Below are 11,959 nucleotides of genomic sequence, written 5' to 3' on the forward strand. Positions count from 1 at the left end.
AGCGGGGTTATGAGTCGTCGCGGCGAATGCCGGACCTTGGGTTGCGTGAATTATTTGTATCTTTTCAGGATGGCGTAGATTTCGATCACGAATCCGCCGATCACCAGAATCGGGGCCAGCGTGATGCGGCGCCATGAGAACATCGCGTAGTTGAACTGGTCGGGCGAATCGCTGCCGCCGCCGGCCATCAGCACGAAGCCCAGCAGGATCACGGCGAAGCCGATCGCCAGCAGGACGTAGTTGCGGCGGGTAAGCGGCATTTTGGGGGGTTCCTGCTCCGCAGGGGTGTTCTTATTCGCTTTTTTCATTTAATAAAGGTATATCTTGTTCGACTTCATGTTGACGAATTTGTTGAGGGCCGCGACGGTGAAGAGTCCCGATATGACGACGCCGCCCGCAATCATCGCGCCGAGGATGATGGCGATTTTGCCGCTCTCGGCGATGGTCGTCAGTTCGGGGACCGCTTCGTTGAGTCCGAAGACCGAAAGCCCGAACAGCAGCGAGGCCCCCAGTCCGGCCAGTATGCCCTGCGTGATGCTGCTGCCGAGGAAGGGCTTCATGATGAACCACTTGGTAGCTCCGACGAGCTTCATCGTGTTGATCAGATAGCGTTTCGAGAAGATCGCCAGCCGGATGGTGTTGCTCAGCAGGATCAGCGAGATGATCAGCAGCGCGCCGCCGAAAAGCAGCAGGACGAGCCGGATTTTGCCCACCGTGGCGTGCAGCCGCTCGGCCATCAGCGCGGGATAGCTGACCCGCTCGACGCCCGCGATGCCGGAGACGGAGGCGATGAAGCCGTCGAGGAGCTCCTTGTCGGCCGACTCGGCCGTGAGGGTCAGCTCGAACGAGTCGAGCAGCGGATTTTCGTCGAGAATCTCCTCGAATTCGCTTTCGAACATCTTGCGGAATTCGGCGTCGTCGGCCTTCTCCTCCTTCGTGACATAGGCGACGGTCGCGACCAGCTCCTCGGCGGTGAGCCGTTTGTTGATCGTTTCGCGCTGCTGGTCCGAGATGCCGTTTTGCAGTTCGACGGTGACGGCGATGCTCTCCTGCAGGGTCTGGGCGACCTTCATCGCGGCGACCATCAGGTAGCCTACCGACCCCAGCAGGAACAGTACGAGCATGATGCTGACGGTCGATACGATATAGGAGTTGCGGACTTTTCGTTTAAGTCTCTTGTCGTCTTTCATAGTCTTATGCCTTTTTCTTGCGGAAACAGTATGTCAGTGCCGCGGCGGCGCCGAGCAGGATCAGGAGCGACGAGACGAGCGTCACGGCCTCGGCCGCGGCCCAGCCCGGAGCGCGGAACCGCCACTCGACGGTGTGCCGGCCGGCGGGCAGTTTCATGGCGCGCAGGATGTAGTCGGCCCGGAAGCCGGGCATCGCCTCGCCGTCGACGTAGGCCGTCCAGCCGTGGTCGTAGAATATCTCCGAGAATACGGCGACCGACTCTTCGGGGGCCGTGTATTCGTATTTCTGGTAGTTGGGACGGTACTCCGTGAGCGCGATGCCGCGCACGAGCGTCGTATCCGCCTGTCCGCCCGCCTGCCACTCCTCGGCGAACGCCTTGTCGGCGGGGGCGGCGACGGCCGTCGTTTTCAGATCGACGCTGCCCAAGAGGTCGATTTCCTGCTGCGGGGTGTCGGCTGCGACGATCCCATCGACGAACCACGCCGGACCGTTTGCCGTCGCGCGGCGCACGGCCTGCGGCTGTCCGTCGTCGCCGGGGACGATCAGGTAGCGGGTGTTGAGCATGTCGAGCACCGCGTCGTTGCGGTAGCTCAGGTAGCGGTCGATCAGGTCCTGATAGCGGGCCAGCTTGGCGCCGTGGTAGCCGCCGACCGAACGGTGGAAATAGGAGGTCGTGGCGTCCTGAAACGGGCTGACCGTGAGGTTGAGGACGCGGAAGCCCGGATCCTTGTCGGCCAAGATCGCCTTGTCGGCGGCCGTGGCCGTGATCTGCCGGCGGCGCGCCGAAATGAAGTCGTCGTGCGAGAGGAACCGCAGGTCCACGGGAACGAGGTCGAGCAGCATCACCGCGCCGAGCAGCGCCGTGAGTGCGTATTTGTTGATTCTGCGCAGGGCGAACAGCGCCACGCCGCCCGCGGCGAGCAGGATCATCAGCAGCGAACGCCATGCGTCGGCCTGCATCATCGAAGCGCGTTCGGCGGCCATGGCGTCGGCCGTGGCGATGCCCATTTCGGCGTCCATGCCCCGGTCGAGGTATTCCTGCATGTTGTTGGCTTTGAGTATCTGGTGGAACTGCTCGGTCATCATCGCCGCGCTCTCTTCGCGGCCGAAGTCGAAGAGCGAGCCGCCCGCGACGGCCAGCAGCAGGCAGAGGCCCCCCGTGACGCCCGCGGCCCAGCCGAGGGCCTTGAAGAGCCGCCGGCGCGGAATTTCGTCGCGCCAGAGCCGCATCAGCGCCAGTGCGCCGAGCAGGGGAACCGTCCACTGCACGACGACGAGGGCCATCGAGACGGTGCGGAATTTATTGTAGCCGGGGAGCCAGTCGAAGGCCAGCTCGGTGAACCACATCAGGTTGCGGCCCCATGCCAGCAGGAGCGTCAGCGCCGAGACCGCTACGATCCACCACTTGTTGCGGCCCCGGACCAGCGCGACGCCCAGTGCGGCGAGGAAGATCGCCGCGGCGCCGAGGTAGGTCGGACCGCCGGTATAGGGCTGCGTTCCCCAGTAGGCGGGCAGCTGCTGCGCGGCGCCCCGCAGTCCGTAGTCGTTGAGCACGGCGGCCACTTCGCCGTCGGGGGCGAAGGCCGTGCCCGATTCGCGGCCCATGAAGTCGGGAACCAGCAGGTTGAGACTCTCCGTGCGGCCGTAGCTCCACGCCGTGGCGTAGTCGAGGGCCAGTCCGTTTTTGGACGTCTCGGCGGTCGAAGCCAGCTCGGAGCCGCCGCGCATGGTCTCCTTGGAGTGTTTGGCCGTGTACCAGAGGGGCGAGAAGTTCGAGCCGACGGCCAGCAGGCCCGCGGCGGCGAGCACGGCGGTGCGGAGCGCGAAATTCCGGAAATGCTTCTCCCGGAAGGCCGTGACACCTTCGCTGATCCAGAAGGCGGCCATCGCCAGCAGGAAATAGTAGGTGATCTGCGGGTGGTTGGCGCCGATTTCGAGCGACGCCGTGAGCGCCGTGAGCGCGCCTCCGGCCCACATGTTGCCCCGCAGGGTCATCCACGCGCCGCCCATCATCAGCGGGGCGTAGACCAGCGCCCACATCTTGGTGATGTGGCCTGCGCCGATGATGAGCAGGAAATAGGTCGAAAGGCCGTAGGCCAGCGACGCGACGACGCCCACCCACGGATTGACGCCGAAGATCAGCAGCATGAGCCACATGGCCGTCATGGCGAAAAAGAGGAAGGCGGCGGGGGTGTCGATGATCTTGACGACCCGGCCGAGGGTGTTCTTGACGAGCTGCGCCGGGTAGGCCACGTTGATCAGGTAGGCGGGCATGCCGCCGAACATGCGGCCCGTCCACTGGGGATCTTCGCCCGTGGCTTCGCGCATGTCGTTGATATCCTTGGCCATGCCGTCGTACTGCACGACGTCGTGCTGGGGCAGCACCTCGCCGCGGAACTGCGGGGCGAAGTAGACTGCGCTCACCACGAAGAAGAGCGCGAGGGCCGCCGCGGCCGGCAGCAGCCGGCGTATGATCGTTTTCGAAGATTCCATATTTCAAGTCGTTATCCGGTGGCCGGAGACCGTGCAGACTCAGGGCGGAAGCCGCGTGCGGTCCGCATTCCGCCGGGGCGCACGCTGTCTGAGTGAACGTGTTAAGCCTTCGCAAAGGTACGAAAAAACATTTACTTGACGAGCGGCGATTGCGAAAAATCACTATCTTTGCCAAAGATATGCGGCGACCCGGTGTGCGGGGCATTTCCCGAACAGGCCTTCGCTCCGGGCCGTGTTGCGTCCGTTGCCGCGAACAGAATAGGCTTTATGATTACACTCGATACGATCCGCAAACCCGTGACTGCGGAACTGGAGGCGTTCGACGAATTCGTCGATCGTCAGTTTACGGCCGAGGGGGAACTGCTCTCCGACATGCTGCGTTACGCCCTGTCGTCGCGCGGCAAAGGCATCCGGCCGCTGCTGGTGCTGTTGTCGGCCGCGATGAATTCGCCGGTGGCGGAGGCGGCCAAGGGGCGCCGGGTCCATCTGGCAGCCATGCTCGTGGAGATGATTCACGTGGCGTCGCTGATTCACGACGACGTGATCGACGAAGCCGACATGCGCCGCGGCAAGCCGTCGGCCAATGCGCGCTGGCAGTCGCACAAGGCGGTGATTCTGGGCGACTACATTCTGGCCCGCAACCTGAGCATCGGCCTGACGAGCGGTCAGTTCGATCTGGTGACGCACGTCTGCGGGTCGATGGCGGCGCTCTGCGAGGGCGAGGTGCTGCAAAGCGAGTGCGCCGAAAAACATACCATGACGCGGCAGGCGTACCTCGACATCATCTATAAGAAGACGGCGTGCCTGATCGGCGTCAGCGCTTCGGCGGGGGCGATGGCGGTGGGCGCTTCGCAGCAGAAGGTGGCCCTGATGCGCCGCTTCGGCGAGGCCGTGGGCATGGCTTTCCAGATACAGGACGACATTCTCGACTACACGCGCACGGCGCATACGGGAAAACCTGCCAACAACGACCTGCGCGAGGGCAAGATCACCCTGCCGCTGCTGGCCGTGCTGGACAAGGCGCCGGCCGAACGCTGCACCGAACTGCTGGAGCGGCTGGCCTGCTGTCACGACGACGAGGAGTCGGTGGAATACCTGCAGCGTACGGTCGAGAACGAAGGCGGACTGACCTTCGCCGCCGAGGTGATGCGCAGCTATATCGCGCGGGCCGTGGAGATGCTCTCGGAATACGAGGCGTCGGATTACCGTACGGCGCTGGCGAACCTCTGCGCCTACATCGCCGAACGGGACCGGTAAACCGGAAAACTCATTAACCTAAATTTCATAAAACTCAATGGAGACGAAAAAACAAAATTACACTTTGCCGATCATTGTGATGATCTTCCTCTTCGGTATGATCTCATTCGTGACGAATCTGGCATCACCTATGCGTGACATTCTGAAGTACCAGTTCAATGTGCCCAACTGGATGGGAACGCTGGGCGTGTTCGCGAACTTCATCGCTTATGCGATCATGGGGTATCCTGCCGGCAACATGCTGCAGAAGTACGGCTACAAGAAAACCGCACTGATCGCTATCGCCGTCGGCTTTACCGGCGTCGGCATCCAGACGCTCTCCGGCTCGGTCGAGAGCTTCGGCGTCTATCTGCTCGGCGCCTTCATCGCAGGTTTCTCCATGTGTTTGCTCAACACCGTCGTGAACCCGATGCTCAACAAGCTCGGCGGAGGCGGAAACAAAGGCAATCAGCTCATTCAGGCGGGCGGCTCGTTCAACTCGCTCTGCGGCACGGCGGTCATCATCCTGACCGGCCTGCTGATTCCGGAGGGAATCAAGAATGCGCAGATCAGCAACGTATTCCCGCTGATGTACGGCGCATTGGCCATTTTCGCATTCGCATTCATCGTGATCGCGCTGACGAAGATTCCGGAGACCCAGAAGACGGAGGGCAAGAAAGTCGCCGAGACGTCGAAATACAGCCCGCTCTCGTTCCGTCACTTCATTCTCGGTTCCGTGGCGATTTTCGTCTATGTGGGTGTCGAAGTCGGCGTTCCCAACGTGCTGCAGAAGTGGCTGCAGAATCCTGAGCTGAATGTGCTGGGCAGCGGCGTGAACGTCGAGGCTATCGCAGGTTCGGTCGCCGCTACGTATTGGCTGCTGATGCTGGTCGGCCGGCTTCTGGGCGCGATGATCGGCAGCAAGGTGTCGGCGAAAAGCATGCTGATGGTCGTATCTTCGGCCGGCCTGCTGCTGACGCTGGGCGCCATGTTCGCGCCGAACGTGCCGGTCAACCTGCCGGTTTTCAACGGCGCGGAGGGCTTCGGACTGGTCAACGTGCCGGTGAGTGCCGCGCTGCTGGTGCTTGTCGGTCTCTGTACTTCGGTCATGTGGGGAGGCATCTTCAACTTGGCGGTAGAAGGATTGGGTAAATATACGGAAAAGGCTTCCGGTATTTTCATGGCGCTGGTCTGCGGCGGCGGCATCCTTCCCCTGCTGCAAAACGGCATCGTCGATTTGACGGGCGGCGTAGGTTACCTGACGAGCTATTGGGTGATCGTAGCCGGTTTGGCCTATATGCTCTACTATGCGCTTATCGGTTCGAAGAACGTCAACAAGGATATTCCGGTGGACTGATGCTCCGGTCGGAAAACGAAAAATCCCGGTGCCGAGTTTGCGGCGCCGGGATTTTTTTGCTGTAGCCGGGGAGGGGCGGCGGTTGTTTGCAGGCGACGGGGGCTTGCAGAGGGAGGGAATGCTTAATCCGGCCGGCGGAATGGCGCGCCGGGATGGGCCGGAGCAGGGAGCGGAGAAGGGGCCGCACAGGAGCAGGAATGCGGATGCGGAGAGCCGCCGCAGACGGCGAGATGCAGGCGGCGGGGAGATGCAGGCGGCGGGGAGATGCAGGCGGCGGGGAGATGCAGGTGGCGGGGAGATGCAGGTGGCGGGGAGATGCAGGTGGCGGGGAGGTCGGGCAGGAAACTGAATGGCGGGGCGGAATAAGAAGCGGAGGACGGGGCGGGCTGAAGGGGACGGGCGGCGGCTTCGGATGGAAGAGACGGCGGATAAGAGAAAAGGCAGCCCGAACTGAAAGACGGCGGCTATAAATAAGAAATAAGTGATGCGCTCGTGGGCGTCGGACTGCGGGCCTGAGAGGGACGGACTGCGGGACGGAATGGAAAGAACAGCCGGTTGAAGAGAAAGGACGAAGCGAAGGGGCGGAATGAAAACGGAACGGGGCGTCGCGGGCAATAAAAAAAACAGGGAAGCCGGAGCTTCCCTGTTTTTCTTGCTGACCGTCCGGATTATTTCTTGTCCGCGCTGGTCATGCGCTTCTCCTTGATGCGGGCCTTCTTGCCGGTCAGATCGCGCAGGTAGTAGATACGTGCGCGGCGTACTACGCCGACCTTGTTGACCTCGATCTTGTCGATGTGGGGCGAGTAGAGGGGGAAGATACGCTCCACGCCCACGCCGCCCGAAATCTTACGGATCGTGAACATCTTGGTCTTGCCCGAACCCTTGATCTGGATAACTACGCCGCGGAAACTCTGCACGCGCTCCTTGCTACCCTCGACGATTTTGTAGGATACGGTGATCGTGTCACCGGCCTTGAACGACGGAACATCGGCATCCGTCTTTGCCCACATCTGCTCGTTTACGAGCTTGATGATTGCGTCTTTGTTCATTGTTGCAACAATTATTGTGTTTCGCACCCAACATTCCCGCTGTGCCCGGCTTACCATACGGATACCCTGATCCGTAATCCTGCGTCCGCGGCTTCGGACCGCCTGAGCCGTCCCCGCCCTCCTGCGCAACTGCGCGGCACCCAATGAAAGAGGTTGATATACGCCCTGAAAGGGAGTGCAAATATACGAAGTTTTTTTCATTCGGCGCAAACGGGGCGTAAAAATATCGTTTCGGGGCGCGATTTATCGTTGTCTTTACGGAAAACGGGGGCGGTTCGGGCGGAACGGGAGACGGCTTTGGTGAAGCGGAGGGCGGCATGGCTACAACAGGGACGGCATGGCTACAACAGGGACGGCATGGACACAACAGGGACGGCTTCGACAAGAGGGGAGGCGGTTTTGGTGAACAAGGGGCGGTACGGACAAAACGGGAGGTGCAGTGCGGATAAAACAGGACGGCATGGATACAACGGGACGACGCGGACAACAAGGTGCGGTTCGGACGAAACAAAGTGCGCCACGGACAAAATCGGAAACAAATTTTCGTTTTGTCGCCCGCCTTTCACTATCTTTGCGGGGAGACAGACGCCGGGCCGGCAGGTCGAATCCGGCAAAATTTTGTGCGGATACGCATTTGAGAACGGTTTATGCTGTCTTTGCGATAAACTTGAGATATGAAGGAAGAGAGACTGATACTTGTCACCAACGACGACGGCTACGATTCGAAAGGACTTGCGGCGGCCGTGGAGGTCGCGCGCGGCTTCGGCCGCGTGGTCGTGGTGGCGCCCGAAACGACGCAGAGCGGCATGAGCCAAGCCATCACGATGTACAACCCGCTGTACCTGCGCTGTGTGCGGAAGGAAGAGGGGCTGGAGGTGTACGCCTTTTCCGGCACGCCGGTGGACTGCGTGAAGATGGCATTCGATTACCTGCTGCGCGAAGAGCGCGTCGATCTGGTAATTTCGGGCATCAACCACGGCTCCAACTCCGCCGTGAACGTGCTTTATTCGGGGACGATGGGCGCGGCGATCGAAGGCAGCTTCTACGGCTGTCCCGCCGTCGGGCTGTCGCTCGACGACCACGGCGAGGACGCCGATTTCGAGGCGGCGGTGGCGTACGGCAGGCGGATCGTGGGCAGCGTGCTCGAAAACAGGATCGAGCTGCCGCTCTGTCTGAACGTGAACGTTCCGGTCGGCAGGCCCGACGAGCTGCGCGGCATCCGTCTTTGCCGCCAGAACCGCGGCTTCTGGCGCGAGGAGTTCTACCGCCACGAGGATCCCCGCGGCCGGGAGTATTTCTGGCTTACGGGAGCCTTCGTCAACGAAGAGCCGGAGGCGCAGGACACCGACGAATGGGCCTTGTCGCACGGTTACGTCTCGGTGGTGCCCGTGCAGGTGGACCTGACGGATTACCGTCAGCTCGGAGCGCTTGCCGAAGTGCTGAAATAATCGTATATTTGCAGTAAAGTAAATAGTCAGGCCTATGCTGATCAAAATCCTGCTCGTCATTTCGATCATCGTCCAGACCCTCGCCACGGCTTACGCCCTGCGGCTGGTACGCGCCACCAAGTACAACTCGGTGTGGATTCTCTTTATCGTGGGCTTTTCGCTGCTCTCCGTCGAGCGGTTCGTGCAGCTGCTGATGGCCGGCGGGCACTACGTGCCGCGCTGGTGGTTCGGCTATCTGGGGATCGTGGTCTCGGTATGTCTGTCGATCGGCGTCATGTATGCCCACAAGCTGTTCAAATACATCGACCGTCTGAACCGGCAGCGGCAGCTGCTCAACAAACGCATCCTCACGGCCGTGCTCCGCACCGAGGAGAAGGCCCGGTCGCGCTTCTCGAAGGAGCTGCACGACGGACTCGGCCCGCTGCTGTCGTCGGCCCGGATGTCGCTCTCGGCGCTTTCGCGCGAGGAGCGCTCTGCGGACCAGCGCGAGATCATCGACAATACGACCTATGTGATCGACGAGGCGATCCGTTCGCTGCGCGAGATCTCGAACAACCTCTCGCCGCATGTGCTCAACGATTTCGGACTGGCGCGCGGCGTGCAGAACTTCATCGACAAGAGCGCGGCGATGCACGACGCGAAGATACGCTTCACGACGAACCTCCGCACGGAGCGTTACGATACGGATATAGAGGTGATCCTCTACCGCGTGATCTGCGAGCTGATAAACAACTCGCTCAAGCACGCCGCCTGCACGTCGATCAACCTGTCGCTGTCGCAGAACGGCTCGGAGCTGGCTCTCGACTACACGGATGACGGGCGCGGGTTCAATCCGCAGGCGATGATGGACTGCGGCATGGGGCTTTCGAACATCTCGTCGCGCATCAATTCGCTGGGCGGGACCTTCGACATTTCGAGCGCCAAGGGCAAAGGCATGCGCGCCGCGATCCGGGTCAATACGCAGCAGGAACCGGCGCTCCCGAAGCGCAAACGCCGTAACCGGTAGAATCATGGAACGCAAAATAGTACTCGTAGACGATCATTCGCTCTTCCGCAACGGACTGCGGGGGCTGCTCGAACGCTGCGCCGGGTGCCGCGTCGTGGGCGAAGCCGCCAGCGGCGAGGAGTTTCTCGCGATGCTGCCCGGACTGGAGACCGACGTGGTCTTCATGGATTTCGCCATGCCGGGACTCGATGGGGCGCAGACCACCGAACGGGCGCTGGCCCGGCGGCCCGATCTGCGGATCATCACCCTCTCGATGTTCGGCGAGGAGAGCTATTATTCGCGCATGGTGCAGGCCGGGGCGCGGGGATTTCTGCTGAAGGATTCCGACATCGGCGACGTGATCGAGGCCATCGACGCGGTGATGTCGGGCGGAAGCTATTTCAGCCCCCAGCTGCTTTCATCGCTCACGGGGCGGATGCGCACGCGCGACGACGTGCCCGACGAGCAGCTCTCGGTCCGCGAACGCGAGATTCTGGTGGCCGTGTGCCGCGGACTGTCCAATCAGGAGATCGCCGACGAACTGTTTATTTCGAAGCGCACGGTGGACAAGCACCGGGCCAACATTCTCGAAAAGACCGGCTGCAAGAACACCGCCAGTCTGGTCGTTTACGCCATCCGCAACGGAATCGTCGAAATCTGACCTCCTGAAATCCTGATGTCGGGAAAAATCGTCCGGCCGCATGCGTCTGTATTCGCGTGCGGCGTATTCGTGTGCGCTGTTGGCTGCGGCGTTTACAGCAGCGGCGAGAAGACCCGCATGAGCGATTCGGCGACGCGGCGGCTCCGGGGGCGGCGGAACCATTCGGCCGGGGTGAGCGGATGGCTGCGCGACTGGTCCTCTTCGAAGACGGAGGCCATGCGCGCCGTGAATTCCCCGTCGTAGACGAAGGCGTTGACTTCGAAGTTGTGTTCGAAACTGCGGAAGTCCATGTTCGCGGAGCCGATGACCGAGAGCATGTCGTCGATGATGAGCAGTTTGGAGTGCAGGAATCCCGGCATGTAGAAGAGTATCTTTACGCCGGCCTTCATCATGTCGTCGAGGTAGGAGTGCGTCGCCAGATCCACGACCTTCGAATCGGAGCGTGCGGGGAGCATCAGCCGCACGTCGATGCCCGCCAGCGCGGCCTCCTGCAGCGCCGAGTTGAGGACGTCGGACGGAAGGTAGTAGGGGGTTTGGATCCACACCCGCCGCCGGGCGCGGGCGATGGCGTAGCTGTCGGCCTGCAGCAGCGTCCGCCATTTGCCGAAGGGGCCGCTGGAGACGATCTGCATGATGTTGTCGGTGAAACGCGCCGCGGGGGGATAGTATTCCGCCGCGGCGATCTGCTGCTTGGTGGTCGCCGACCAGTCGCTCAGGAACGACGCCTGAAGGCCCGCGGCGCCGCTGCCCTCGATCCGGAAATGGGTGTCGCGCCATGTGCCCCATCGGGTGCCGCGGACGTAGCGGTCGGCGATGTTCATGCCGCCGAGGAAGCCCACGCAGCCGTCGATGACGGCGATCTTGCGGTGGTTGCGGTAGTTGACCTTGCTGGTGAAGAGCGGGAATTTGACGTGCAGGAAGGCGTAGACCTCGATGCCTTCGCTGCGCATGCTGCGGAAAAAGGATTTTTTGGCCCCGCTGCTGCCCACGTCGTCGTAGAGGATGCGTACCTCGACCCCTTCGCGGGCCTTTGCGATCAGCGCGTCGCGCAGGCGGCGGCCCGTTTCGTCGTCGTTGAGGATGTAGTACTGGATGTGGATGTGGTGCTTTGCGCAGGCGATTTCGGTCAGCAGGGCCTCCATCTTCGACCGCCCGTCGGTGTAGGTGGTGATCCGGCTGCCGTAGAGCGGGATCGAGTGGCTCGTGTTGGTCAGCAGGGCGGCCAGCGGACGGTACGCTTCGGGCAGGTCGGGACCGTCGGTGTGCTCGGCTTCTTCGAGCTGCAGGGTGATGCGCTTGCGCGTCCGGCGCGAGATGATGCGCTGTTTGGAGAGGTTCTGGCCGAAGAAAAAATAGAAGATCAGCCCCAAGACGGGGGCCAGCACCAGCACGATGATCCACGGCAGCGTCTTCAGCGGATTGCGGTTGTCGGTGATGACGACCAGAATGATGCCGAGGATGGTGACCGAATAGATAATCAGAAAAATGTATGTCAGAATTTGCTGCATACGGGTTTCTTCATCGGTGCGGAGGACCGCC

General features: G+C 61.8%; 10 protein-coding genes. 5 read left to right on the forward strand and 5 right to left on the reverse strand.

Features of this window, described 5'->3' with window-relative positions; translation table 11 throughout:
* Nucleotides 1-50 precede the first annotated feature (50 nt).
* Genes ALFI_RS08090 through ALFI_RS08100 form a run of 3 tightly spaced genes read right to left on the reverse strand, consistent with a single transcriptional unit; the run spans nt 51 to nt 3,684 of the window.
* Nucleotides 51-308, reverse strand: a complete 258-nt coding sequence (locus ALFI_RS08090) for a DUF3098 domain-containing protein (protein WP_009597622.1) — start codon at nt 306-308, stop codon at nt 51-53.
* The gene (locus tag ALFI_RS08095) at nt 309-1,190 is read right to left on the reverse strand and encodes a cell division protein FtsX (RefSeq protein ID WP_014775463.1); all 882 of its coding nucleotides are present in this window, start codon (nt 1,188-1,190) and stop codon (nt 309-311) included. It abuts the gene before it with no gap.
* 4 nt (nt 1,191-1,194) lie between these two features.
* Nucleotides 1,195-3,684, reverse strand: a complete 2,490-nt coding sequence (locus ALFI_RS08100) for a glycosyltransferase family protein (protein ID WP_014775464.1) — start codon at nt 3,682-3,684, stop codon at nt 1,195-1,197.
* Between the two features lie 267 nt (nt 3,685-3,951).
* On the opposite strand from ALFI_RS08100, the gene ALFI_RS08105 reads away from it, so the two are divergent.
* Together ALFI_RS08105 and ALFI_RS08110 are read left to right on the forward strand one after the other, a co-directional pair.
* Entirely contained in the window at nt 3,952-4,941 is a 990-nt protein-coding gene (locus tag ALFI_RS08105) for a polyprenyl synthetase family protein (protein ID WP_042494005.1), read from the forward strand.
* A 37-nt stretch (nt 4,942-4,978) separates the two neighbouring features.
* Nucleotides 4,979-6,277 carry an MFS transporter gene (locus ALFI_RS08110; protein WP_014775466.1) on the forward strand — a complete coding sequence of 433 codons (1,299 nt, stop codon included), beginning with the start codon at nt 4,979-4,981 and terminating at the stop codon, nt 6,275-6,277.
* Between the two features lie 668 nt (nt 6,278-6,945).
* Here ALFI_RS08110 and rplS read toward each other — a convergent pair.
* A complete protein-coding gene (gene rplS, locus ALFI_RS08120; RefSeq protein WP_009597593.1) occupies nt 6,946-7,326 on the reverse strand; it encodes a 50S ribosomal protein L19 in 381 nt (126 codons plus the stop codon).
* Nucleotides 7,327-8,000: 674 nt separating this feature from the next.
* Here rplS and surE point away from each other — a divergent pair.
* The 3 genes from surE to ALFI_RS08135 are packed head-to-tail and all read left to right on the forward strand — an operon-like array spanning nt 8,001 to nt 10,420.
* The gene (gene surE, locus ALFI_RS08125) at nt 8,001-8,774 is read left to right on the forward strand and encodes a 5'/3'-nucleotidase SurE (RefSeq protein ID WP_009597616.1); all 774 of its coding nucleotides are present in this window, start codon (nt 8,001-8,003) and stop codon (nt 8,772-8,774) included.
* 34 nt (nt 8,775-8,808) lie between these two features.
* Nucleotides 8,809-9,780: a sensor histidine kinase gene (locus ALFI_RS08130; protein ID WP_014775467.1), complete on the forward strand. Its 972-nt coding sequence runs from the start codon at nt 8,809-8,811 to the stop codon at nt 9,778-9,780.
* 4 nt (nt 9,781-9,784) lie between these two features.
* Nucleotides 9,785-10,420 (forward strand): response regulator, encoded by a 636-nt coding sequence (locus ALFI_RS08135; RefSeq protein ID WP_009597668.1) that lies wholly within the window; start codon nt 9,785-9,787, stop codon nt 10,418-10,420.
* Between the two features lie 92 nt (nt 10,421-10,512).
* Here the strand turns inward: ALFI_RS08135 and cls are convergent, their stop codons facing one another.
* Nucleotides 10,513-11,928: a cardiolipin synthase gene (cls, locus tag ALFI_RS08140; RefSeq protein WP_014775468.1), complete on the reverse strand. Its 1,416-nt coding sequence runs from the start codon at nt 11,926-11,928 to the stop codon at nt 10,513-10,515.
* Nucleotides 11,929-11,959: the final 31 nt, after the last annotated feature.

The sequence above is a fragment of the Alistipes finegoldii DSM 17242 genome (genome assembly GCF_000265365.1).
Lineage (GTDB): Bacteria > Bacteroidota > Bacteroidia > Bacteroidales > Rikenellaceae > Alistipes > Alistipes finegoldii.